The organism is Streptomyces sp. NPDC093984, from assembly GCF_044764595.1.
Classification (GTDB): domain Bacteria; phylum Actinomycetota; class Actinomycetes; order Streptomycetales; family Streptomycetaceae; genus Streptomyces; species Streptomyces cynarae.
In genome coordinates this window covers 223,605-247,699 of the sequence record NZ_JBIWIM010000005.1, presented here as the reverse complement: position 1 = coordinate 247,699, position 24,095 = coordinate 223,605, and the positions used below count along the sequence as shown (strand labels likewise).

The following is a 24,095-nucleotide window of genomic DNA, read 5'->3' as shown; positions in this document are numbered from 1 at the left end:
AGCAGGGTCGGCCTTTCTGCTCCCGTGCCGATTTCCGACGCAAGCCGAATCGCATACGACAGCCCCCGGACTGGCCGGAGGGACCTGGCTGGTGGCGGCCGTAAGGCGTGGCACGCAGCGCCCGCTCTTGCAGAGTGACTGCACGCCTTTGACCTGCGGGGAGCAGGCAGGGAGCCACCTCTAGGAGCACTGAATGCTGCGCATCAGGCTCAAGTCGAAGATCGAGCGCTTGGGTGTTTCCGCAGGTCATAGCCCTGATTGTCGCGCCCGGGTCAGCAAATGGTCAGCATCGGGCCGGACGGTGTCCGGCTTGCTGACCTGCACCTGTGGCAGGGGCCTGCTGCGCCGCCCGGCGCCCTGCTCGGAAGGCTTGATACGTGGCTCGACAGCTCGCCCGTGGGATGGGGTCTTTTTTCAAGGAGTGCGGTTGTTCCAGACGGACTCGCTACTCGCACCCGTACGCGATTCGGTTCCGGGACGTTCTCGACAAGCAGCGTGAAGAGGCCGGCTACGACACGCAGGACGAAGCGATCGAGCGCCTTACGCAGATCTACGCGGAGAAAAAGAAGACAGCGCCGTCCGTTGCCGAGGCCCGCCGGGAACTCGGTCAGCGATCACCGTCCACAACGCTCTGGTCGGCGCCGGCCTGCGGGACCGGATAAGGATCGGCGCCAGCGGAAAGGTGGCCACCGGAGCCGACATCGTCAAGCGCATGGTGCAGGGCGCCGACTTCACCAACGCGGCTCGCGCCATGATGTTCGCGATCGGATGCATCCAGGCACAGAGCTGCCACACCAACACCTGCCCCGCCGGAGTCGCCACCCAAGACCCCCGCCGCGCCCGCGCGTTGCACGTCGACGACAACTCGGTCCGGGTCCAGCGCTTCCAGTCCGCCACGGTGAACAGTTCCCTGAAGATCATCGCCTCGCTGGGCGTGAACGGACCGGCCGAGCTGCGCCCGCACATGCTTCGCCGGCGCGTGGATCCGGTCACGGTCCGCTCCTACGCGGAACTCTATGAATGGCTGGACCCGGGCATTTGCTGATCGAGCCGCCGGAGTCCTGGGCGGTGGACTGGAAGGCCGCCGATCCTGATCGTTTCGCCGCCTGACTGGTCTCGCCGCGGTGAGCGGGCGGGGTGCGCCATCGACGTCGGTAACCACTCGAAGAACTCTTCCTGCGGACCGGAGCGCGTTTCGCTCGAGCGGAGGCCCGGCGGTGGAGGCGGGACTACGTCCGCGGACTGCTCGGCCCGGTCGGCCGGACCTCGAACTGCACAACCAGCCCGAGACCCAATGGCAGCACGAGCTGGTCTACTGAACCACCACTGGATGCGGAAGGTGCACCGACACCATACGGGCCCCGCTCGTGCAGGCCGGCCGCTCGCCACCCTCTGACACGAGCCGGTGAGCGCCATCTCCGCCATCTCCCAAAGCTGCGACTATGTGACTGGCGCGGCGTCAGAAAGTCGGCAACGGGTCAGTGTGAGTCCTCAAACACCTGCCGACAGCTGACCACACATGCCAAACGATGTAGCCTCCGAAGACCGCCCTTGACCTGCAGAGGCAGGCAGGGAGCAGACGAACCGGGAGTTTCTTCATGTTTCGTACCATGTTCAAGTCGAAGATCCACCGTGCCACCGTCACCCAGGCCGACCTGCACTACGTGGGATCGGTGACCATCGATGCCGACCTCCTCGACGCCGCCGACCTGCTCCCCGGGGAGCTGGTCCACATCGTCGACATCACCAACGGCGCCCGCCTGGAGACGTACGTCATCGAGGGCGAGCGCGGCTCCGGTGTCATCGGCATCAACGGGGCCGCGGCCCATCTCGTCCACCCCGGCGACCTGGTGATCATCATCAGCTACGCCCAGGTCTCCGACGCCGAGGCACGGACCCTGCGGCCGAGGGTGGTGCACGTGGACGGCGAGAACCGGATCGTGGCCCTGGGCGCCGACCCGTCCGCCCCGGTACCGGGCTCGGACCAGGAGCGCAGCCCGCAGGCCGTGGCCGCCCGGTGACCTTGCACAGCGGCCCGCTCGCCCTGCAGCACACTTCGCCCGCCCACGTCCCCGTCTTCGAGGCCCTGCGCGACGCGGCCCGTCCGGGACTCGGCCTCACGCACCACGTGGCGACGGAGCTGCTGGACCGCGCCCGCGCGTACGGCCCCGGCGCCGTGGCCGACGACGTCGGGGGCGTCCTGCGGGGGGCAGTCGCGGCGGGCGCCCGCGCCGTGCTGTGCACCTGCTCGACCATCGGCGCGGTCGCCGAGCGGGCGGACGTCGGTGTGCCGGTGCTGCGCGTGGACCGGCCCATGGCCGCGGCCGCGGTGGCCACAGGGCCCCGGATCGTCGTCGTCGCCGCGCTGGAGAGCACCCTCGAGCCGACGGTCGCCCTGGTGCGCGAGGAGGCGGCGGGCCGAGGTCCCGTCGAACCGCGCACCCTGCTCGTCGACGACGCGTGGGCGCGTTTCGAGGCCGGGGACACCGAGGGCTACCTCCGCGTGATCGCCGACGCCGCCGACTCGGTCACCGACGCGGACGCGATCGTCCTCGCCCAGGCGTCCATGGCCCCGGCACGGCACCTGACCAGGACCACCGTCCCGGTCCTGTCGAGCCCGGAGCTCGGATTCGCCGCTGCGGCCACCGCGGCGGCACATGGTCCTCGGGACGGTTCACACGGCCCTCGGGACGGTTCACACGGCTGACCGGTGGTCGGTGCCGCCGTGCGGTGCGCCCGACCGGCCGCGGAGGTACGCGGTGGCCCGGTCGGGCCCCGGCCCGTCCCGCGACGGGGTGAGTGCCCGTACGGCGCCCGGGTACCCGGGGGACAAGTCCAGGCCGACGTACGACTGGCTGGAGGACACGATGACGCATCCGTTCCCCGATCCCGCACAGCCGGGACCACCACCCGGACCGGGACCGACCCCGGGACCGGAGCCGACCCCCGAACCGGGCCCCGCGCCGGGCCCTGAGCCGGCGCCCCCGGAACCCCCGGGGCCCACGCCACCGGAACCGGAGCCGACACCTCCGGCACCTGGCCCCACGCCCCCGGGACCCGAGCCGGTGCCTCCGGGACCGGGCCCCGACCGACCGCACCCCGAACCGGGCCCCGACCGCCCGCACCCCGGCCCGGGGCCGGTACCCACTCCGGAGCCGCCCCCGTCGCCGATCCCGAAACCGCCGGGTCCGGACCCCGTCCCCGAACCCGGAGAACCGGGGCCGCCCCTTTCGTAGGACGACCCGAGACGGAAAGCACGCCGGCCCGGTGCGCGGGCGGAGACCCCGCGCACCGGGCCACTGCCGTACCCGGCCATCTGCGTACCCCGACCACCGCCGTACCCGGGCGCCGACGGACCGGCACGGGCGACCGGCGACCGAAGAGCCGCCCGCCCCCGAAGCCCCCGAGCTGCCCGACCTCTGAGCCGCCCGCTCCCTACGCCTCGACCTCGGACCGGTCCCCGCCCCACAGCGTGTGGAACGACCCCGAACGGTCCGTCCGCCGGTACGTGTGCGCTCCGAAGAAGTCACGCTGCCCCTGGGTCAGCGCGGCCGGCAGCCGCTCCGCGCGCAGGGCGTCGTAGTAGGCGAGGGCCGCGGAGAAGCCCGGCGTCGGCACGCCCTGGCGGGTCGCGGCCACCAGGACCTCGCGCCAGTCGTCCTGCGCCGCGGCGATCTCCTGCGCGAACGTCTCGTCCGACAGCAGGCTCGGCAGGTCCGCCCGGGCGTCGTACGCCGAGCGGATGCGGTCCAGGAACGCCGCTCGGATGATGCAGCCGCCGCGCCAGATGGACGCCACCTCGCCGAGGTCGATGTACCAGTCGTACTCCGCGCTGCCCGACGCGATCTCGTGGAAGCCCTGCGTGTACGACACGATCTTCGACGCGTACAGCGCCTGCTCCACCCGGTCGGCGAAGGCCGCCGCCTCGGACTCGCCGAGCGGCGAAGCCTTCGGCCCGGCCAGGCCCCGTGACGCCTCGCGCAGTGCCGTGTGCCCGGACAGCGAGCGGGCGAAGACCGCCTCCGCGATGCCGGACACCGGCACGCCGAGGTCCAGCGCGATCTGCACCGTCCAGCGGCCGGTGCCCTTCTGCTCCGCCTGGTCGAGGACCACGTCCACGAACGGCTTGCCCGTCGCCGCGTCCACGTGGGAGAGCACCTCCGCCGTGATCTCGATCAGGTACGAGTCCAGGCGGCCGGTGTTCCAGGTGCGGAAGATGTCCGCGATCTCGGCGGGGGAGTAGCCGGCGACGTCGCGCAGCAGCTGGTACGCCTCGCCGATCAGCTGCATGTCGGCGTACTCGATGCCGTTGTGCACCATCTTCACGAAGTGCCCGGCGCCGTCCGGGCCGACGTGGGTCACGCACGGTGCGCCGTCCTTCGCCTTCGCGGAGATCTTCTCCAGCATCGGGCCCAGCGACTCGTACGACTCGGCCGAGCCGCCCGGCATGATGCTCGGCCCGTGCAGCGCGCCCTCCTCGCCTCCGGAGATGCCGGTGCCGACGAAATGGATGCCCCGCTCCCGCAGATCCTTCTCTCGGCGACGGGTGTCCGCGAAGTGCGCGTTGCCGCCGTCGATGATCATGTCGCCGGGCTCGAGCAGCGGCGCGAACTCCTCGATCACGGCGTCCGTCGGCCCGCCCGCCTTCACCATGATCATCAGGCGCCGTGGCCGTTCCAGCGCCGCCACGAAGTCCTCGGCGGACTCGGTCGCCACGAAGTCGCCCTCGTGTCCGAACTCCTTCACCAGCTCATGGGTCCGTGACACGGTCCGGTTGTGCAGGGCGACCGCGTAGCCGTTGCGCGCGAAGTTACGGGCGAGGTTGCGGCCCATGACCGCGAGACCCGTGACGCCGATCTGGGCTGAAGTGCTCATAACGGTTGGCTCCTAGAGGTCCTGGAATCGGCGGTGCCGGTTCGGTCCGGACGACATCATCGAAGGGTGGTGCCGCTCGTGCTGGTCAGTATTGCCCGGTGACCATCGTGACGCGCCGGTACACCCGCCGCACATCCGGAATCTCCCGCCGCATCCGGGATCTTCCGTCGAGGAGCAGGCGCCACGCGCGCGCCCCGGCAGTTCCCTCCGGCCGCCGCAACCAGGCGCGATTCCCGGCCAGTTGACGTGACGGAGCGACCGATTCCCCGTCTTGTCATGGCCTGTTCGCGGCGTTTACTTTTGCCCCTCCTGACGCATGTCGAGGGGGCTTTCCATGGCCGTACGCGGCCGGCATCGCCGGTATCAGCCGACAAGGATCAACCGCGCCTCGCTCACCGTCACGGCGGGCGGCGCCGGCATGGCACTCCCGCTCATCGGCACCGGCGTCGCGCACGCGGCCGACGTGGACACCTGGAGCAAGGTCGCCGCCTGCGAGTCCAGCGGCGACTGGGGCATCAACACCGGCAACGGCTATTACGGTGGACTGCAGTTCACGCAGTCGACCTGGGAGGCCTACGGGGGGACGGCGTACGCGCGGCGCGCGGATCTGGCCACCAGGGACCAGCAGATCGCCGTCGCCGAGAAGGTCCTCGAGGGACAGGGGCCCGGCGCCTGGCCGGTGTGCTCCGTCCGCGCGGATCTGACCCGGGGCGGGTCCGGCCCCGACACCTCGGGGGCCGTCCCGGCGAGCGTCAAGCGTTCCGTTCACGACGTGAAACCGCAGACCACGCCCCAGTCGCGGGCGGGCACCACCGAGATGTACACCGTGGTGCACGGCGACACGCTCTCCGGCATCGCCGACTCCCACCACGTCCAGGGCGGCTGGCAGGGGCTGTACGCGGCCAACCGGACGACGGTCGGCGCGGACCCGGACCTGATCCTGCCCGGCCAGCGGCTCAACCTGCGGGCCAAGGCGGGCAAGGCGGCCAAGGCCCCGGCGCACCCGGAGACGACGCCGGAGCGGACCCATGAGACGTCCGAGGCGACGACTCACAAGACGTCCGAGCCGACCCACAAGACGGCGCCCCACAAGAGGTCCCAGGGAACCCACAAGTCGGCCCCCCGGAAGACGCCTTCGCACCACAGCGCCTCCACCCACTCGATGGTCGCCCCGGTGAACGCCGCTACGGGCACGCGCTACCACGCCGCGGGGTCGGCATGGTCGCAGGGCTACCACACCGGCGTCGACTTCCCCGTGCCGACCGGCACCTCCGTGCGGGCGGTCGCGGCCGGGCAGGTGGTCGGCGCCGGCTGGGGCGGCTCCTTCGGCTACCAGGTGGTCATCCGGCACGCCGACGGCCGCTACACGCAGTACGCCCATCTGTCGGCGATCTCCGTCAGGGACGGGCAGAGCGTGGTGGCCGGCCAGCGCATCGGCCGTTCCGGCTCCACGGGCAACAGCACGGGCCCGCATCTGCACTTCGAGGTGCGGACGGGGCCCGGGTTCGGCAGCGACATCGATCCGGTCGGCTATCTCCGTGCGGGTGGCGTCGCCGTCTGACACCGGTCGGTCCGGTGCCGTCCGACGGGACCGGACCGGTCAGGACCCGGCCCGAGCGCGATGCCGGTCCATGACGGGCGCCGGAATGAACACCCCGGTGTGCAGGGGGCCGTACGGGCGCGACGGCTCGCCGTACGCGGCGGGATCCCATTCCCCGTACGTCTTCCCGGCCATGCCCTGCTCGTCCGGGACGGTCTTCCGCACGGGCGTCGCGGGTTCCGGCACCGACCGCGCCTTCGGCCACGGCTCGCCCGGGGCCTCCGTGAGGGCCTCGCCGACCGCCGCCGGGCGCCGCTCGCCGTCGATCCGCTCCGTGGTCAGCAGGATCAGTCCGCCGGCGGCGAGAACACCGCAGACCAGGGCGAGCACGGTGCCGGTGGTGCCGTAGCGGAAGGTCTCGCCGAACAGGGTGATGCCCACCGCGGCCGCCGCCACCGGATTGACGACGGTCAGCGTGGCGAGCGGTGCCGCGAGGCCCGCGCCCCGGTAGGAGGCCTGCGACAGCAGCAGACCGGCCGTCGCGAGGACGCCTATCGCCGCGAGGCTCGGCAGGTCGGCCAGGGAGACCCCGCCGGTCCAGTCGACCGCGACCGTCTTGGTGAACACCGACGACATGCCGAACGCGACACCGGACGCCACCGCCAACAGCACGCTGCGCACCGCCGGATGCCGGCTCGTCGCCCGCCCCGCGGCCATCAGCGCCATCACGCCACCGGCGGTGACCAGGGCCAGCGTCATCCGCTGGGCGCCACCGAGGGAGTGCGTGTCGGAGGCACCGACCAGGGACAGCAGGCCCGCGAGGCCCACGGTCGCCATGACGGCGCCGCGCCAGGCGGTCGTCCCCGCCCGGCGACCCACGCACAGGGCCGCCATCGGCAGCGCGAACACGATCGTCAGCGCGCCCAGCGGCTGGACCAGGCTCAAGGGGCCGTAGGCGAGCGCGGCCACATGCAGCAGCCCGCCGAGACCGTTCAGCACGACCGCCGCCCACCAGGCCGGCCTGGTGAGCGGCGCGTAGGACCGGTCGGGCGCGGACACGGCGACCTGCTCCTGCACGATCGCCCCGCCCGCGTACGCGACGGCCGAGACGAGTGACAGGAGCACGGACAACGCGAGGGCGCTCATCAGTGGCTCCTTCGCGTGGGGCCGGAGCGGGCGGCCCGGCGCGACGAACGGTCTTCTTCCATGGTCAACACGATGCCGTCCGAGGCTGTTCCCCGTCGTCGTCCCTGAGCACCCATTGGGTCATACTGCCGATGGAGTACGAGAGCGTTTCTCTCATCCCCGAGAGGGGTGCCGACGGTCCGGTCCCCTTAGGCCGAAGCCCGGACGCCCGGACCCGGAGCCCCGGCCCCGGACCGCGTAGCCCGTAGCCCGCGGCACGCAGCGCGCTTGGTAGTACTGACCTCGTGGACCTCGACCCGGACCTCTCGGCGCTCGGCGCGCTCGGCGGCTTCTTCGTTCTGCGCACCGGTGCGCCGCCGTGTGGGGCGCTGCCCACGCTGGCACAGGCGTACGCGTCCGGCCCGCCGGAGGGCGACACGGATCCGCTGGCCGTGCGCATCCGCAAGGTCGCGCACAGTCTCCGGGCACCGGAACTCCGAGTCGCCGCCTCCCTCGCCCACCAGGGCCTGGCGGCCCGGATCTGGTCCGTCGCGCTCGGCTGCGCCGCGCTGTACGGGCGGGTGCCCGACCTCGATCCCCGGCTGCTGCGCTGGGACCCCGAGGGCGGCGTGCCCGACGACCTGTGGCTGAGCGAGGTGCGCCCGCTGCCCGTCGCCTCGCTCGACGCGGTCGTACGTGAGGGGCACCTCGCGCCCCTCACGGCCGTCCTCAGCGCGCGCCACAGCGTCTCCGCAAGGCTGTTGTGGGGCAACGCGGGCTCCGCGCTCGCCGGCACCGTCCGCATGGTCGACCGCTGGGCGCGGGAGACCGGCCGTACGGACGTGGGGGAGCGGGCCCGCTCCCTCGCCGCGGGACTGTTCGCGCACCCCGACCTGTCCGGCACCCTGGACCCCGCCACCGGCCGCCGCCGCAGCTGCTGCCTCTACTACCGGCTGCCCGCGGGCGGACTGTGCGGCGACTGCTGCTTCGACAGCCCGCCGGGGCGCGAGTGAGCACAGGTGGTCTTCCGCAACGGCCGCATCTGGGTGACCATGTGGGAACGAGCCGCTGAGACAGGGGGTACCGGGTGCGAGTGGGACTGCTGACCCGGGAGTACCCGCCGGACGTGTACGGCGGTGCGGGCGTCCATGTCGAGTTCCTCGCCCGGGAGTTGCGCTCCCTCGTCGACCTCGACGTGCACTGCTGGGGTGAGGGCGGCGCGGGCGGCGTCATACGCCACCGGCCGTGGCCCGGCCTCGACTCCGCCAACGACGCGCTGCGCACCTTCTCCGTGGACCTGGCCATGACCGCCGCCCTGCAGGGCCGCGAGCTGGTCCACTCCCACACCTGGTATGCCAACCTCGCCGGCCACCTCGCCAAGCTGCTCCACGGCATCCCGCACGTGGTGACCGCGCACTCGCTGGAGCCGCTGCGCCCCTGGAAGGCCGAGCAGCTCGGCGGCGGGTACGCGCTCTCCAGCTGGGCGGAGCGCACCGCGATCGAGGCCGCGGACGCGGTGATCGCCGTCTCCGGCGCCATGCGCGACGACATCCTCGCCTGCTACCCGGCCCTCGACCCGGCACGGGTCCACGTCGTGCACAACGGCATCGACACCACCCTGTACCGGCCGGACCCCGGCACGGACGTCCTCGCCCGCATCGGCGTCGACCCGGACCGCCCCTACGTCCTGTTCGTCGGGCGGATCACCCGCCAGAAGGGCGTGCCCCATCTGCTGCGCGCGGTGCGGCACATCGACCCGGCGGTCCAGGTCGTCCTGTGCGCGGGCGCGCCGGACACCCCAGAGATCGACCGCGAGTTCCGTGACCTGTTCGAGGAGCTGAGCAGGTGCCGTGAGGGCGTGCACTGGATCCCCAAGATGCTGCCGCGCCCCGAGGTGATCCAGCTCCTCACCCATGCCACGGTGTTCGTCTGCCCGTCGGTGTACGAGCCGCTCGGCATCGTCAACCTGGAGGCCATGGCGTGCGGCACCGCCGTGGTGGCCTCGCGCACCGGCGGCATTCCGGAGGTCGTGGACGACGGCCGTACCGGCCTGCTGGTCGACGTGGACGACGGCTTCGAGGAGCACCTCGCGCGCGCCCTCGACGCCGTCCTCGCCGATCCGGTCGCCGCGCGGCGGATGGGCGAGGCCGGACGGGAGCGCGCGGCGGGGGAGTTCGGCTGGGACGCGGTGGCCCGGCGCACGGTCCGCCTGTACGAGGATGTCCTCAAACAGGGGTAGTAATCAGCAAAGTGCAGCACAACCGGGCGTAGAGGGGCGGCGGCATGCGGCGCGGTGGACCTTCGGTGCTGGGAATCGTACTGGCCGGCGGGGAGGGCAAGCGGCTGATGCCGCTGACCGCCGACCGTGCGAAACCGGCCGTGACCTTCGGCGGGACCTACCGCCTCGTGGACTTCGTCCTGTCGAACCTCGTCAACGGCGACATCCTGCGCATCTGCGTGCTCACGCAGTACAAGTCGCACTCGCTGGACCGGCACATCACCACCACCTGGCGGATGTCCAGCCTGCTCGGCAACTACGTCACCCCGGTACCGGCCCAGCAGCGGCTCGGCCCGCGCTGGTACCTGGGCAGCGCGGACGCGATCCTGCAGTCGCTGAACCTGATCCACGACGAACAGCCGGAGTACGTGGCGGTGTTCGGCGCCGACCACGTCTACCGCATGGACCCGCGGCAGATGCTCGCGCAGCACATCGAGGGCGGGGCGGGCGTGACCGTCGCGGGCATACGGGTGCCGCGCACCGAGTCCTCCTCCTTCGGCGTGATCACGCCCGGCTCGGACGGTCAGACGGTCGAACGCTTTCTGGAGAAGCCCGCCGACCCGCCCGGCCTGCCGGACGACCCCGAGACCGTCTTCGCCTCCATGGGGAACTACATCTTCACCACCAAGGCGCTGATCGAGGCGTTGCAGCGGGACGCCGAGGACCAGAACTCGGTGCACGACATGGGCGGTTCGATCCTGCCCCAGCTCACCGAGCGCGGCGAGGCCCAGCTGTACGACTTCAGCGCCAACCACGTGCCCGGCGAGACCAATCGTGACCGGGGCTACTGGCGGGACGTGGGCACCCTGGACGCGTACTACGAGGCGCACATGGACCTGATCGCGGAGCGCCCGGCCTTCAACCTGTACAACCGCGACTGGCCCATCTACACGCATTCCAACCAGCTGTCACCGGCCCGCTTCAACTCGGGCGGCATCGCCAGCGAGTCGATCATCAGCGCCGGGTGCCTGATCCGGGGGCAGGTGACGCGGTCGGTCCTGTCCCCGGGCGTCCTGGTGGACCCGGGCGCCGTCGTCCAGGGCTCGGTCCTGCACGACAACGTCCACGTCGGCCGCGGCGCGATCGTCCGCGGAGCGGTCCTCGACAAGAACGTGGAGGTCCCCCCGGGCGCGACGATCGGCGTCAACCCGGAACGGGACGCTGAGCTGTACACGGTGTCGAAGGGCGGAGTGATCGCGCTGGGGAAGGGGCAGCGGGTGCCATAGGCCCCCTGGGGGCCGGGCCGCCACCGGCTGGTACGTCAGCGGAAGGCGGCGACATTCTTCCGGGCCCAGTCGGCGAAGGAGCGGGGCGGGCGGCCGAGGACGCGTTCGACGTCGGGGCTGACGCGTTGTTCGGCGGGGGTCGGCTCGCCCAGGATGGTCAGCGTGGTCTCGACCACCGGCTCGGGCATGAACCGCACCATCTCCGCGCGCGCCTCGTCGCGGGTCTGCTCGATGAACCGTACGGGTTCGCCGAGTGCGTCGCCGATCGCCTCCGCCCGTTGCCGCGGCGTGGTGAGCGACGGCCCGGTCAACTCGTGGACGCGGCCGTGGTGACCGTCCTCGCGCAGCGCCGCCGCGGCGACCCCGGCGATGTCGCCCGGGTCGACGGTGGGCAGTCCGACATCTGCGAACGGCGTCGCGACGGCCCGCCGGGTACGGACCGCCTCGGCCCAGGCGTACGCGTTGGAGTGGAAGCCGCCGGGTCGCAGGATCGTCCACTCCAGGCCCGACTCGCGTACGGCGTCCTCGATGGCGCGCGCGACGCCCCCGTGCGAGCCCGACTCCGGCCGGGTCGCGACCCCTTGAGACGAGAGCAGCACCACTCGTTCGACACCGCCGGCCTTGGCGGCGTCCAGGATGTCCCGCGGGCTCAGCAGGTGCGCACTGGGACCGCCGTTCTGCAGGAAGAGCGCATCGGCGCCGTCGAACACGGGCCGGAGGCTCTCGGGGTCGGTCAGGTCGGCCGTCCGCCGCCGGACGCCCTCCGGCATGTCGGCCTCCGAGATCCCACGCGACGTCGCGGTCACCCGCTCGCCGGCGGCCACCAGGATCTGCACGAGCCCCCGGCCGACGTTGCCGGTCGCCCCCGTCACTACGAACATGGTCAACTCCCTGCTGTTTCAAAGTGGTTGTCGAGACACAGGGACGCTAACACCGTCGGTATAGTAGGTACCTACAGGAAAGTGGCTATCCCGGAGGGGTGCGCATGGCCGGTGAAGCGACCTGGGCGGCGTCGGCCGCGACCGACCCCGAACTCGCCTGTCCCATCGCCCCGGTCGTCGACATCGTGTTCAGCCGCTGGACGACCCCGATCCTGTGGACCCTCCACACCCACGGCCGTCAGCGTTTCGTCGAACTCCAGCGGCGGATCGACAGGATCACACCCAAGGTGCTGACCCAGCGGCTGAGGCAACTCGAGCGCGACGGGCTGATCGTGCGCACGTACCACCCGGAGGTCCCCCCACGGGTCGAGTACGAGATCAGCGAACTCGGCCGCAGTCTCGCCCCGCTCTTCGCGCACCTCGCGGAATGGTCCGCCGAGCACCTGGACGAGGTCGAACGGGCCAGGAACGACTACGACACCGACCCGGCCCGGTAGCACCGCCGGGCGGCACGGGCGGGTGAACGGCCGCCGTTCGGGAAGAACCTCGGCGAGCACATCCTCGTTGCCCATCCCGTGGAGTCGCAGCTACCCGGCATCGAGCGGCACGAGGACCGTATGGGGTACCGCCGCGCCTTCAGTGTGCCCGCCGGCCGGCGGATCGGCTCGGGCAGGTGGCTCCAGCTCACCCACGACTCGGGGATGCCGGCCGCGATCCGCTCACCCGCTCCCGCCGGCTTCTCGTGCCGGACGCCGTGCGCCCGGGGGTGCGCGCACCAGTCGCTGATCCGCGACGCGTCCCGGAACAACCCCGCCGGGTGCCCGGGAAACTGACGCGCCGCCACCACCCTGTGCTCGACGACATCAATCCTCCGGAGGTCTTCCGAGATGAGACGCACCCGGCGCCCGCGCCTCGCCGCCGCGAGCACGGTGGTGGCCGCGACGCTGTGCCTCCCGCCGGCCGCCCATGCCGCCCAGCCGCGCGACGGCGGGCTCACCGGCCTGGTCAACCCGTTCATCGGCACGCAGGCCGAGGGCAACACCTTCCCAGGCCCCGCCGTGCCCTTCGGCATGGTGCAGTTCTCCCCGGACACCGGGCACAACACCGGCTACGACCACACCCAGAACCGGATCCGCGGCTTCTCCCTCGTGCACCTCTCCGGCGTCGGCTGCGCCATCGGAGGGGACCTGCCGGTGCTGCCGACGACGGGTGACGTGACCGAGACGGACTACGCCAAGTACGCGGCCACGTTCAGCCACGCGAACGAGCAGGCGAGCCCCGGCTACTACCGGGTCGGCCTCGACAGCGGCATCGAGGCCGAACTGACGGCGTCCCAGCGCACCGCCGTGCAGCGCTACGCCTTCCCGGCCACCGACAAGGCGAACGTGCTGCTCAACGCGGGCCAGGCGCTGCACAAGAACGTGTCCTCCAAGGTGGAGATCCTCGACGACCGCACCGTGCGCACCGAGATCACGGGCACCGGCTTCTGCCGCTCCACCCGGCCGTACACGGTCTACACCGTCACCCGTTTCAACCGGCCGTTCACCGCGCACGGGACCTGGTACCAGGACTCGATCACCCCGGGGGCGACGAAGTCGGCGGGGCCCGGGCGCAACGGGGCGTACGTCACGTTCGACACCAGAAAGAACCGCACCGTCGAGGCGACCACCGCGCTGTCGTACGTCGACGTACACGGCGCCGACGTCAACCTCGCTACCACGTACGGCCGTTCGTTCGACACCGTGCGGGAGGCCGCCCGCCGTGCCTGGGAGGACCGTCTCGACGACGTCCGGGTCCAGGGCGGAGACGCCACCCTGCGCACCACCTTCTACTCGTCGCTGTACCGGTCGTTCCTCGCGCCGAACGTCGGCAGCGACGCCGACGGCCGCTACACCGGCTGGGACCAGAAGGTCCACCGGGCGCAGGGCTTCACGTACTTCCAGAACTGGTCGCTGTGGGACACCTACCGCACCCAGTCCCAGCTGCTGTCCCTGCTCGCGCCGCGCGAGGCGCGCGACATGGCGATCTCCCTGCTGAAGGTCGACGAGCAGGGCGGCTGGCTGCCCAAGTGGGGCTACGGCCCGGTCGAGACGAACATCATGAGCGGTGACCCCGTCACCCCGTACCTGACGCACGCCTATCATCAGGGGCTGCTCAAGGGGTATGAGGACCGGGCGTACCGCGCGCTGAAGAAGAACGCCGACGGCCTGCCGTCCGCCGACACCATGTACACGGGCCGTGAGGCGAACCGCGAGTACATCGCACGCGGCTTCGCGCCCTACATCAAGGGCCGTCCCTACACCAAGCCCGGCGACTCCGACTACCACCACGGCGGGTCGGTGACGCTGGAGTACGCGCTCGCCGACGCCATGCTCGCCCAGATGGCACGCGACCTCGGACACCCCGCGGACGCCGCCCGCTACGCCGCCCGGTCGCGGAACTACCGCACCCTCCTCGACCGCTCGACCGGCTTCTTCCGCGCCCGGGACGCGTCCGGCGCGTTCGCCGGACCGGCCGATCCGGCCAAGAGCCAGGGGTTCCACGAGGGCACCGCCTGGCAGTACCAGTGGCTCGTGCCGCAGGACCTGCCCGGGATGGTCGGCCTCATCGGCGGCCGGCAGGCGGCCAATGACCGGCTCGACGCCTTCTTCGCCTACGACGAGCTGCTCAAGGACCCGGAGAGGACCGCACGTGAGGTGTGGGTGCACGGGGCGTACGCCTACTACGACGCGGCCACGTACAACCCGCAGAACGAGCCGGACCTGATCGCCCCCTACACGTATCTGTCGACCGGTCAGCCGTGGAAGACCACGGACGTGGTGCACGCGGCGCTGACCCTCTTCACCAACGGCCCGACCGGGATGACCGGCAACGACGACCTCGGCACGATGTCCGCCTGGAACGTGCTGTCGTCCATCGGCCTCTTCCCCGTGCAGCCCGGCTATCCCACCTGGGGTCTGACCACCCCGGTGTTCGACCGCGTCGACCTGCTGCTCGACCGGGCCTACTACCCGCGCGGCAGGCTGACCGTCACCGCACCCGGCACGTCACAGACCGACCGGTACGTCCAGAACGTGCGCATCGACGGAACGGCGTACGAACGCACGTACGTCACGACGGACGCGCTGCGTCGTCTGGGCACGCTGGAGTTCACGGTCGGCGCGCGGCCGTCCGGGTGGGGTACGGCTCCGCAGGCCGCGCCGCCCCCGCTGAAATGACCCCTTCCGCCACATCGGTCCCGCCTCTCTCGGCGAGGCGGGACTTAATCCGCTGTTAACTGTACGTAGCCTGATCGTACTTGACCGTAATCGCCTGTCGGAGGTTGACTCGTGCTTCCCTCATCGTCGACGCGAGGCAAGCCATTGACTTCTGACCTGCTCGCACCACTCGACCTGGCGTTCTGGAACATCGAGTCCGCCCGGCACCCCATGCACCTCGGTGCCCTCGGCGTGTTCTCCTGCCACTCGCCGACCGCGGGCGCCCATGCCGCGGATCTGCTGGCGGCCCGCGCCGCCGCGGTCCCGGGACTGCGCATGCGGATCCGCGACGTCTGGCTGCCGGACGTACGCCTGCCGCGCGACCTCGCCGCCGCGCGCCTCCCGCTCGCCCTGGGCGGCGCGACCCGGGAACCCGACCCCGACTTCGACCCCCTGCGCCATGTGCGGCTGCACGCGCCCACCGCCGACTTCCACGCCGAGGCCGGGCGGCTCATGGAGCGCGCGCTGGTGCGCGGCCGGCCGCCGTGGGAGGCGCATGTGCTGCCGGGGGAGGACGGCACCTCCTTCGCCGTGCTGTTCAAGTTCCACCACGCGCTCGCCGACGGGCTGCGCGCGCTGACCCTCGCGGCCGCCGTCATGGACCCGATGGACATGCCCGAGCCCCGGCCGCGCCCGCCGGAGCCCGCGCGGGGCCTCCTGCCCGACGTGCGCAAGCTCCCGGGGCTGCTGCGCGGCACGCTCACCGACGTGGGGCGCGCCCTCGACATCGGCGCCTCCGTCGCCCTGTCCACCCTCGGCATGCGCTCCTCGTCCGCGCTCACCTCCGAGCCCAGCGGGACCCGCCGTACGGCCGGTGTCGCCATCGACCTCGACGATGTGCACCGGGTGCGCAAGTCGGCGGGCGGCACCGTCAACGACGTACTGATCGCGGTCGTCGCGGGCGCCCTGCGGCGCTGGCTGGACGAGCGCGGCGACGGCAGCGCGGGCGTCGAGCCTCGGGCGCTCATCCCGGTGTCCAAGCGCCGGCCGCGCACCGCACACCCACAGGGCAACCGGCTCTCCGGCTACCTGATACGGCTTCCGGTCGGTGATCCGGACCCGCTGGAGCGGTTGCGGACGGTCCGCACGGCCATGGACCGGAACAAGGACGCCGGGCCCAACCGGGGCGCGGGCGCCGTCGCGCTGCTCGCCGACCATGTGCCGGCGCTGGGGCACCGGCTGGGCGGGCCGCTGGTCAGCCAGGCCGCGCGGCTCTGGTTCGACATCCTGGTCACCAGCGTGCCGCTGCCCAGCCTCGGCCTGAGGCTCGGCGGCAACCCGCTCGCCGAGGTCTACCCGCTCGCCCCCCTGGCCCGCGGCCAGTCCCTGGCGGTGGCGATCTCCACGTACCGCGGCCGCGTCCACTACGGGCTCGTCGCGGACGGCCGGGCGGTACCGGACCTGGAACGCCTGGCCCGGGCGGTCCCGGACGAGGTCGAGACGCTGCTGGCGGCCTGCCGCATCTGACCGGGGACGGACACGTTGGTCCCGGCATCCCGAGTGGTGCCGGGGCGCGCGTCCGCGGTGGCGAGCGGCCCGCCCGCCGGCGGGGTCTTCCCAGCTCCGCCGCCCCCGCCCCCCGTCCCGTCCCTGGGGGCTGCGTCCCCAGATCCCCACCCTCGGCCTACGGTCTCGTCCTCGACTTCCCCGAGCACTTCGAGCAGGGGCGACCCCCAGAAGAGCTGAAGTGATCATCGCGGGTTTGGTGACCCGCCCCGCCGCTCCGTAAAATTCCCCGTTCGAAAGCGAGCGCGGTCGGAGCGCTGCGCGGGAGAGCGAGGAACGGCAGCGCGATGACGGTGACAGAGGACGGCCCGGCGGCCATGGACGAGGTGGCGTACGGCCCCGGCATCGACCCCGAGCGGCTCGCCGTATGCCTCAGCGTGCTCGAGGAGCTGGACAAGCTCGACGTCGACCACCCCGACGCGATCAAGGTGCGCCGCGCCACCTCGCACATCTACCGCACGGTCAAGCAGCGCCGCCGCCAGGAGCGCCGCGCCGCCAAGACCGCCCACGACAAGGCGGTCACCGAGGCCACCGCCACCGGCTCCGCGCAGCGCATCGACGACGAGACCGAGGGCATCCTGCCGTCCTCGGCCACCGAGACCGGCCGGATCGCGGGGATACTCCAGCGCCCCCGCTCCTGCTACGTCTGCAAGACCCGCTACGTCGAAGTCGACTACTTCTACCACCAGCTCTGCCAGGCGTGCGCCGCCGAGAACCGGGCCCGCCGCGACGCCCGGGCCGACCTCACCGGCAAGCGCGCCCTGCTCACCGGTGGCCGCGCCAAGATCGGCATGTACATCGCGCTGCGCCTGCTGCGCGACGGCGCCCACACCACGATCACCACACGCTTCCCGAACGACGCGATCCGCCGCTTCAAGGCCCAGCCCGACAGCGACGAGTGGATCCACCGGCTGAAGATCGTCGGCATCGACCTGCGCGACCCGGCCCAGGTGGTGGCGCTCGCCGACTCGGTCGCCGCAGAGGGGCCGCTGGACATCCTGATCAACAACGCGGCGCAGACCGTACGCCGCTCCCCGCAGGCCTACAGCGAACTGGTGGCAGCCGAGTCCGCCCCGCTGCCGGCGGGCGAGCTGCCGGCCGCCGAGGTCATCGGCACGTTCGGCTCCGGGGCCGTGGCCGCGCTGCCCGTGGCCGGCGGCGGCGCGCTGACCGCGCAGGACGTCACCGACCTCGCGCTGGTCTCCGGCTCCGCGTCCCTGGAACGCATCGCGGCCGGTACGGCCATCGACGCGGGCGGCCTCGTCCCCGACCTGCACGACACCAACAGCTGGGTGCAGACGGTCGAGGAGGTCACGCCCATCGAGCTGCTCGAGGTCCAGTTGTGCAACTCGACGGCGCCCTTCATCCTGATCAGCCGCCTGCGCCCGGCGATGGCGGCGTCGGGGGCCCGCCGCACCTACATCGTGAACGTCTCCGCCATGGAGGGCGTCTTCAGCCGCGGCTACAAGGGCGCCGGCCACCCGCACACCAACATGGCCAAGGCCGCCCTGAACATGCTCACCCGCACCAGCGCCCAGGAGATGTTCGAGAAGGACCGCATCCTGATGACCGCCGTCGACACCGGGTGGATCACCGACGAGCGCCCGCATCCGGACAAGGTGCGCCTGGCGGACGAGGGCTTCCACGCGCCGCTCGACCTCGTCGACGGTGCGGCCCGGGTATACGATCCGATTGTGCGCGGCGAACAGGGCGAGGACCTGTACGGCGTCTTCCTGAAGGACTACGCGCCGGGGAAGTGGTGAGCCCGGAAGCGGCCCGAAGGCGGTGACGCGGCGCCCTTGACGCGTCATCCGGCGCCGGCCGGGAACTCGTCCTCGACGAGCACCGCGCAAGGAGGTCCCATGTCCACTCCACATGAGATCGATCCCCGCGCCGCCGGTGATCCCCGCAACGTCTACCCGAGCGACGAACAGTTCTACATGTCCGATCGTCCGGCGGACTGCGTCCTGCCGGAGGACCGGCCGCGCGGCGGCGGGCCCACCGAGCCGGTGAAGCACCGCGGCTCCTGGGCCACCGTGATGATGATCGTCGGCATCATCCTGCTGATCCTGTTCGGGATCGCGCTGTTCCCCTGAGCGGCCGCCGGTCCCGTACGGCGTACGCCCCGGAGGCTGAGGCCCCGGGGCGTACGTGCGAAAACCCTTCGCCGTGGTGCCGCCCCGGCGGTTAACGTCACGCCATGACCTCAAGTCCCCACTGACTGCGGCCGTCCCGGCGCAGCGGGAGAACCAGGGAAGGCGGCGACCGTGACCGTTGCGAACGTCCTGCTGTCCGGCATCGTCGGCTCGACCGCGTACGGGCTCGCCCACGAGGGATCCGACGTGGACCGGCTCGGCCTGTTCGCGGCGGCCACGGAGCGGCTGCACGGACTGCACCCGCCCAAGGAGTCCCACGTCTCCACCGCCCCGGACCGCACCCTGCACGAGGCCGCGAAGTGGTGCCGGCTCGCGCTCGGCGGCAATCCGACCGCGACGGAACTGGTCTGGCTCCCGGACGAGTTGTACGAGGTGCGCACCGCGCTCGGCGACGAGCTGATCGGCATCCGGACGTCCTTCCTGTGCGCCAAGCGCGTCCGTGACGCCTACCTCGGCTACGCCACCCAGCAGTTCCGCCGTCTGGAGTCCCGAGGGGACGGCTCCTTCTCCGCCGACACCCGCGGACGCACCGCCAAACACGCCCGCCACCTCAAGCGGCTCTGCCACCAGGGCCTGGAGCTGTACACCACCGGGCGCCTGACCCTCCGCGTGGAGAACCCGCAGGAGTACCACGAGTTCGGCGAGCGCGTGGCCACCGACCCGGCGGCCGCGCTGCCCCTGCTGCGGTTCTACGAGAACGCCTTCGGCGAGGCACGCACAGCGCTGCCGGAGCGGCCCGACGAGAGGGCCGTCGAGGCATGGCTGCGCCGTGTCCGCGCCCACTTCTACGCGCCCCGTGCGCGGGCCGCTTGACGTCCTGCGCCCGGTCGGGCGCGATCGCCGCGAGCGCACGGCGTGGCGCCCGTGCCGGACCGGGGCCGATCGCGAGAAAGGTCAGGACGGCGCACCGGCGGCGCGCCCCCGGCAGCGTGTCGCGTTCAGTCCACGGCCTCCAGCCGGGCGTGCCGTGCCGCCACGAGCTCCAGCACGGTCCGCCAGTCCTCCAGTACGCCCGCGTCCAGGCCCGCCACCCCGGCCGCCTCGTCCGCCCGCCGCAGGGTGACGGCGTCGCCGGCCAGCGGGTCGCTTTCGAACGCGGCGGCCTCCGCCGGCGTGAGCGGCCCGCCGTGCTTCTGCAGGCGTACGAGACGGGAGACCCGTTCGCCGAGCAGCGGCCGTACCGCGTCGGCCGCGAGGTCGGCGTGCCCGGCGCCGTCGGGCCGCCCCAGCAGCCGGCCGATGCCGAGTACCAGCCCGGCGACCTGCAGTTCCTTGTCCGCGGGGTGACTTCGGCGCAGCAGGGCGGCGGTCTGCAGGGCGTGTTCGTGCACGTCGACCGGCCGTCCGCCGCCGGGGGTGTTCCGTGCGCCCCGGCAGGCGTGCAGCAGGTCCATCAGCTCCTCGACGCTGCGCAGCTCCATGCGTCAGTCCTCCCGCGAGAAAAGCCGTTGCCGGTCATCAGCAGATCAGGGTGAGCTTGCGTATCGGCCAACGGGACCTGAACTGAGCACCGTGCGCGCCGGTCCGTACACCTGCCGTACCGGTGAGCAGTTCGAGGAGGGGACCGAACGGGTGGCCGCGAACCATGCTGAACGCCGTCAAAGCGGCGGAAAGTGCGACCGTTGGACGTCGTACGACTCAAGACAGTTACACGGTTGTTTCAGCCCCATCGAGCGGGAGGCCGCTCATTTGGTTAACCTGAGGTGTACGGACAGCCATTGGGGTCCTACCCACACCCACGGTCCGTCCCGGGGCAGGCCGGTCACCACGGCCTGCTCCCGCACGAGTTGCCGGCGCCACCGCGTCCGACCTTTCTGACTCATACCCGACCGGACGTCGAGGGCACAGCGGCACACTGGACCGGAACGTCCTGAGGGTTACCCGACACATAAGGAGTGCGCGGTGACACCGGAGAAGACGCATCACGAACAGCGCCCCAAGGAACGCATGGAGCGCGGAGGTCGTCGTACCGAGAAGAAGCTCGGCAGCTTGGACGTGTGGGCCCGTTCCGCCCCCATCCGGCTGGCCGGCTACGAGGACGACCTCGCCGAGCCGCACATCCTGCCGAGTGTGGACTGACCCGTCGGACCCGTCGTGAACGCTGACGGCATGGGCGTGCCAGACTCACGCCCATGCTGATCAGAGCAGCCGCGGCCGGCGACTGGCCGCGCATCTGGCCGTTCTGGCACCGGATCGTCGCCGCCGGGGAGACCTACACCTGGGACCCGGACACCTCCGAGGAGACGGCCCGCGCCCTGTGGATGGCGCCGGCCAAACGCGTGTACGTCGCCGAGGACGACACCGGAGCGGTCGTCGGCTCGGCCTACGTGACGGCCAACTACGGCGGCCCCGCGGCCGGCATCGCCAACGCCGGTTTCATGGTGGATCCCGACCACGCGGGGCAGGGCATCGGCCGCGCTCTCGCCGAGTACATCCTGGCCGCGGCCAAGGCCCAGGGCTACCGGGGCATGGTCTTCAACGCGGTCGTCGAGACCAACCCCGCGGTGGCGCTGTGGACGTCACTCGGTTTCGCCGTCGTGGGCACCATTCCGGACGCCTACGACCACCCCCGGTTCGGGAGGGTGGGGCTGCACGTCATGTACCGGGCGCTGTAGGAACCCTCTGAATCGAACAGGCATCCGCGCATCATGTGTTCGACGTGTCTGGTTAGATGCGTCCGCGCATGTGTCGATCCCGCCCGGTGGGGGGACTCGGCGCACCGTGAACGACAACGCACCTCAGCACCCCGGACAGCAGCATCCCCAGCCGGAGTTCCCCCAGCAGGACCAGCCGCACCCGGGCTGGACCGGCCCGATGGACCCGCCGCCCGACCACGGGGAGGAGTCGTACCGCGGCAGCGGCCTCCTCACGGACCGGAAGGCCGTCATCACCGGCGGCGACTCCGGGATCGGACGCGCCGTCGCACTCGCCTACGCGCGAGAGGGCGCGGACGTCCTGTTCACCCATCTGGAGCAGGAGAGCGGCGAGGCCCGGGAGACGGCGCGCCTGGTCGAGGACGCGGGCCGCAAGGCGGTCCCGGTGCCCTGCGACATCCGTGACGAGGAGCAGTGCGACCGGCTGATCGAACGGGCGCTCTCCGAGTTCGGGCGCATCGACATCCTGGTCAACAACGCCGCGTACCAGATGGCCCAGTCCGACGGCATCCAGGCCATCACCACCGAGCAGTTCGACCGGGTGATGCGGACGAACCTGTACGGGATGTTCTGGCTCTGCAAGAAGGCGCTGCCGCACATCCCGCCCGGCGGATCGATCATCAACACCACGTCCGTCCAGGCGTACAAGCCCAGTCCGCACCTGCTCGACTACGCCACGACCAAGGGCGCCATCGTCACCTTCACGCAGGGCCTCGCGCAGATGGTCGCCTCCGACGGCATCCGGGTGAACGCGGTGGCCCCGGGGCCCGTGTGGACCCCGCTGATCCCGGCCACGCTCCCGGACACCACCAACTTCGGCAAGCAGGCACCGTTGGGCAGGCCCGCCCAGCCGGCCGAGATCGCTCCGGCGTACGTCTTCCTCGCCTCGCAGCACGCGAGCTACATCACCGCCGAGATCGTCAACGCCACGGGCGGCACGCCGCTGCCCTGACCGGCCGCGCTTCGACGGCCCGCCCCGGGGAACTCGGTGCGCCATGAGTGACCACACCGGCACGCAGACGTCGTACTGGATCGAAACGGCACCCGGAGTTCCCCGGCCGGCCCTCACCGAGGACATCACCGTCGACGTGGCCGTCGTCGGGGGCGGGGTGGCGGGCCTGAGCACCGCCTGGGAGGTGGCGCGCGGCGGCCGCAGCGTCGCCGTGCTGGAGGCCGGACGCCTCGCCGAGGGCGTCACCGGGTACACGACCGCCAAGCTCTCCGCGCTGCACTCCCTCGTCTACCAGCGACTGCGCCGAACCCGGGGCGCCGACGGCGCGCGGCTGTACGGCCGTTCCCAGCTGGAGGCGATCGGCCGCGCCGCCGAGCTGGTGGACGAACTCGGCATCGACTGCGACTGGGAGACCGCACCGGCGTTCACCTACGCGACGGACCACGACCGTGTGTCCGAGCTGCGCGCCGAGGCGGAGGCCGCGCGGGAGGCGGGGCTGCCCGCCGAGTTCGTCACCGAAACGGACCTGCCCTTTCCCGTGGCGGGCGCGGTCAGGGTGGCCGACCAGGCGCAGTTCCACCCGCGCAAGTACCTCCTCGCGCTCGCCGAGGCGCTGGAGGGCGGTGGCGGGCAGCTGTACGAGCGCACCCGCGTGGTCGGGCTGCACGAAGGCGAGCCCTGCCGTCTGACGACCGAGGCCGGGCAGACGGTCACCGCACGGGACGTCGTGGTGGCCACCCATTACCCGATCTTCGACCGCGCGCTGCTCTTCGCCCGGCTCTCGCCGCGCCGCGAGGTCGTGCTGACGGCTCCGATCGACGCCGGACGCGCGCCGCGGGGCATGTACATCACCCCCGAGGAGAACACGCGGTCGCTCCGCACCACCCCCTACCAGGACGGCACGCGTCTGCTGATCGTCACCGGCGAGCACTTCACGCCGGGCACCTCCGACACCGGGGAACACCTCACCCGGCTGGCCGACTGGGCCACCGAGCACTTCGGGCCCCTGGAGTTCAGGCACCGCTGGGCCACCCAGGACAACGACTCCTCGGACACCGTGCCGCTCGTCGGGCCCCTGCACCCGGCGAGCCGCCACACCTACGTCGCCACGGGCTTCGGCGGCTGGGGGCTCAGCGGCGGTGTCATGGCGGGGCTCCTGCTGTCCGCGCTGATCGACGGGCGCGAGCCGCCGTGGGCACAGTTGTACGACCCGCGCCGGGTCGGCACGGTCCTGAGGGAGGCGCCCGCCTTCCTCAAGTACCAGGCGAAGGTCGCCCAGCACTTCGTGGGCGACCGTCTGGCGCCGTTCATCGGCGGCGGCTCGGTCGACGACATCGCCCCGGGAGACGGCGCGGTGCTGCGCGTCGGCGGCCATGCGTGCGCCGTGTCCCGGGACGAGGCGGGGCAGCTGCACGCCGTGTCGGCGCGCTGCACCCACCTGGGGTGCCTCGTCGCCTTCAACCGCGCCGAGCAGGCGTGGGAGTGCCCCTGCCACGGTTCCCGCTTCGACGTCGACGGACGCGTCCTGCAGGGCCCGGCCGTACGGCCGCTGGAGAAGCGGGACGTCTGACGGACGCCCACGCGAATCGGGTGGGCGCCGCCTTCGGTTCGGGTGGGCGCCGCCTTCGGTTCGGGTGGACGCCGG

General features: G+C 71.9%; 21 protein-coding genes and 1 pseudogene. 17 read left to right on the top strand and 5 right to left on the bottom strand.

Annotated elements, in window-relative coordinates; genetic code table 11:
• Window positions 1-610: 610 nt before the first annotated feature.
• The 3 genes and pseudogenes from ACIRC0_RS20565 to ACIRC0_RS20555 form a co-directional block, all read left to right on the top strand.
• A pseudogene (locus ACIRC0_RS20565) lies at window positions 611-1,110 on the top strand (glutamate synthase-related protein); the annotation flags it as partial.
• Window positions 1,111-1,598: 488 nt separating this feature from the next.
• A complete protein-coding gene (gene panD / locus ACIRC0_RS20560; protein WP_403617566.1) occupies window positions 1,599-2,021 on the top strand; it encodes an aspartate 1-decarboxylase in 423 nt (140 codons plus the stop codon).
• Window positions 2,018-2,707: an aspartate/glutamate racemase family protein gene (locus ACIRC0_RS20555; RefSeq protein WP_403617565.1), complete on the top strand. Its 690-nt coding sequence runs from the start codon at window positions 2,018-2,020 to the stop codon at window positions 2,705-2,707. The genes panD and ACIRC0_RS20555 overlap by 4 nt, the downstream gene beginning before the upstream one ends.
• Here ACIRC0_RS20555 and ACIRC0_RS20550 read toward each other — a convergent pair.
• Window positions 2,696-2,866 carry a hypothetical protein gene (locus tag ACIRC0_RS20550; RefSeq protein ID WP_403617564.1) on the bottom strand — a complete coding sequence of 57 codons (171 nt, stop codon included), beginning with the start codon at window positions 2,864-2,866 and terminating at the stop codon, window positions 2,696-2,698. The two genes, ACIRC0_RS20555 and ACIRC0_RS20550, sit on opposite strands and share 12 nt — an antisense overlap.
• 569 nt (window positions 2,867-3,435) lie before the next feature.
• Entirely contained in the window at window positions 3,436-4,875 is a 1,440-nt protein-coding gene (gndA, locus tag ACIRC0_RS20545; protein ID WP_403617563.1) for an NADP-dependent phosphogluconate dehydrogenase, read from the bottom strand.
• 334 nt (window positions 4,876-5,209) lie between these two features.
• Between gndA and ACIRC0_RS20540 the strand changes: the two genes are divergently transcribed.
• Window positions 5,210-6,436, top strand: a complete 1,227-nt coding sequence (locus tag ACIRC0_RS20540) for a transglycosylase family protein (protein ID WP_403617562.1) — start codon at window positions 5,210-5,212, stop codon at window positions 6,434-6,436.
• Between the two features lie 39 nt (window positions 6,437-6,475).
• Here ACIRC0_RS20540 and ACIRC0_RS20535 read toward each other — a convergent pair whose 3' ends face one another.
• The gene (locus tag ACIRC0_RS20535; protein ID WP_403617561.1) at window positions 6,476-7,561 is read right to left on the bottom strand and encodes a DMT family transporter; all 1,086 of its coding nucleotides are present in this window, start codon (window positions 7,559-7,561) and stop codon (window positions 6,476-6,478) included.
• A gap of 284 nt (window positions 7,562-7,845) precedes the next feature.
• Here ACIRC0_RS20535 and ACIRC0_RS20530 point away from each other — a divergent pair, with 284 nt between their 5' ends.
• The 3 genes from ACIRC0_RS20530 to glgC all read left to right on the top strand — a co-directional run bounded on the left by ACIRC0_RS20530 (window position 7,846) and on the right by glgC (window position 11,044).
• A complete protein-coding gene (locus ACIRC0_RS20530; RefSeq protein WP_403617560.1) occupies window positions 7,846-8,553 on the top strand; it encodes a (2Fe-2S)-binding protein in 708 nt (235 codons plus the stop codon).
• Between the two features lie 74 nt (window positions 8,554-8,627).
• Window positions 8,628-9,779: a glycogen synthase gene (gene glgA / locus ACIRC0_RS20525; RefSeq protein WP_403617559.1), complete on the top strand. Its 1,152-nt coding sequence runs from the start codon at window positions 8,628-8,630 to the stop codon at window positions 9,777-9,779.
• Between the two features lie 44 nt (window positions 9,780-9,823).
• Window positions 9,824-11,044: a glucose-1-phosphate adenylyltransferase gene (gene glgC / locus ACIRC0_RS20520; RefSeq protein WP_403617558.1), complete on the top strand. Its 1,221-nt coding sequence runs from the start codon at window positions 9,824-9,826 to the stop codon at window positions 11,042-11,044.
• 35 nt (window positions 11,045-11,079) lie between these two features.
• On the opposite strand, the gene ACIRC0_RS20515 is transcribed toward glgC, so the two are convergent.
• Window positions 11,080-11,925: an NAD(P)H-binding protein gene (locus ACIRC0_RS20515; RefSeq protein WP_403617557.1), complete on the bottom strand. Its 846-nt coding sequence runs from the start codon at window positions 11,923-11,925 to the stop codon at window positions 11,080-11,082.
• A gap of 104 nt (window positions 11,926-12,029) precedes the next feature.
• Here ACIRC0_RS20515 and ACIRC0_RS20510 point away from each other — a divergent pair, with 104 nt between their 5' ends.
• The 6 genes from ACIRC0_RS20510 to ACIRC0_RS20485 all read left to right on the top strand — a co-directional run bounded on the left by ACIRC0_RS20510 (window position 12,030) and on the right by ACIRC0_RS20485 (window position 19,657).
• On the top strand, window positions 12,030-12,422 hold the full coding sequence (locus ACIRC0_RS20510) for a winged helix-turn-helix transcriptional regulator (protein WP_403617556.1): 393 nt from the start codon (window positions 12,030-12,032) through the stop codon (window positions 12,420-12,422).
• Window positions 12,423-12,812: 390 nt separating this feature from the next.
• Window positions 12,813-15,143: a GH92 family glycosyl hydrolase gene (locus ACIRC0_RS20505; RefSeq protein WP_403617555.1), complete on the top strand. Its 2,331-nt coding sequence runs from the start codon at window positions 12,813-12,815 to the stop codon at window positions 15,141-15,143.
• Window positions 15,144-15,287: 144 nt separating this feature from the next.
• Entirely contained in the window at window positions 15,288-16,649 is a 1,362-nt protein-coding gene (locus ACIRC0_RS20500; RefSeq protein ID WP_366025672.1) for a wax ester/triacylglycerol synthase family O-acyltransferase, read from the top strand.
• Window positions 16,650-16,975: 326 nt separating this feature from the next.
• Entirely contained in the window at window positions 16,976-18,451 is a 1,476-nt protein-coding gene (locus ACIRC0_RS20495) for an SDR family NAD(P)-dependent oxidoreductase (protein WP_403617554.1), read from the top strand.
• A gap of 99 nt (window positions 18,452-18,550) precedes the next feature.
• Window positions 18,551-18,784, top strand: coding sequence for a hypothetical protein (locus ACIRC0_RS20490; protein WP_403617553.1), 234 nt, complete (start codon window positions 18,551-18,553; stop codon window positions 18,782-18,784).
• A gap of 171 nt (window positions 18,785-18,955) precedes the next feature.
• Window positions 18,956-19,657 carry a DNA polymerase beta superfamily protein gene (locus tag ACIRC0_RS20485; protein ID WP_403617552.1) on the top strand — a complete coding sequence of 234 codons (702 nt, stop codon included), beginning with the start codon at window positions 18,956-18,958 and terminating at the stop codon, window positions 19,655-19,657.
• Window positions 19,658-19,782: 125 nt separating this feature from the next.
• Here the strand turns inward: ACIRC0_RS20485 and ACIRC0_RS20480 are convergent, their stop codons facing one another.
• Window positions 19,783-20,265, bottom strand: coding sequence for a hypothetical protein (locus tag ACIRC0_RS20480; RefSeq protein ID WP_403617551.1), 483 nt, complete (start codon window positions 20,263-20,265; stop codon window positions 19,783-19,785).
• Window positions 20,266-20,746: 481 nt separating this feature from the next.
• Here ACIRC0_RS20480 and ACIRC0_RS20475 point away from each other — a divergent pair, with 481 nt between their 5' ends.
• The 4 genes from ACIRC0_RS20475 to ACIRC0_RS20460 all read left to right on the top strand — a co-directional run bounded on the left by ACIRC0_RS20475 (window position 20,747) and on the right by ACIRC0_RS20460 (window position 24,020).
• Window positions 20,747-20,923: a hypothetical protein gene (locus ACIRC0_RS20475; RefSeq protein WP_366025667.1), complete on the top strand. Its 177-nt coding sequence runs from the start codon at window positions 20,747-20,749 to the stop codon at window positions 20,921-20,923.
• Between the two features lie 53 nt (window positions 20,924-20,976).
• Complete coding sequence (locus tag ACIRC0_RS20470) at window positions 20,977-21,459, top strand: GNAT family N-acetyltransferase (protein WP_403617550.1); 483 nt, start codon at window positions 20,977-20,979, stop codon at window positions 21,457-21,459.
• Between the two features lie 106 nt (window positions 21,460-21,565).
• The gene (locus ACIRC0_RS20465) at window positions 21,566-22,450 is read left to right on the top strand and encodes an SDR family oxidoreductase (RefSeq protein ID WP_403617549.1); all 885 of its coding nucleotides are present in this window, start codon (window positions 21,566-21,568) and stop codon (window positions 22,448-22,450) included.
• Window positions 22,451-22,493: 43 nt separating this feature from the next.
• The gene (locus tag ACIRC0_RS20460; RefSeq protein WP_403617548.1) at window positions 22,494-24,020 is read left to right on the top strand and encodes an FAD-dependent oxidoreductase; all 1,527 of its coding nucleotides are present in this window, start codon (window positions 22,494-22,496) and stop codon (window positions 24,018-24,020) included.
• The last annotated feature ends 75 nt before the right edge of the window (window positions 24,021-24,095 follow it).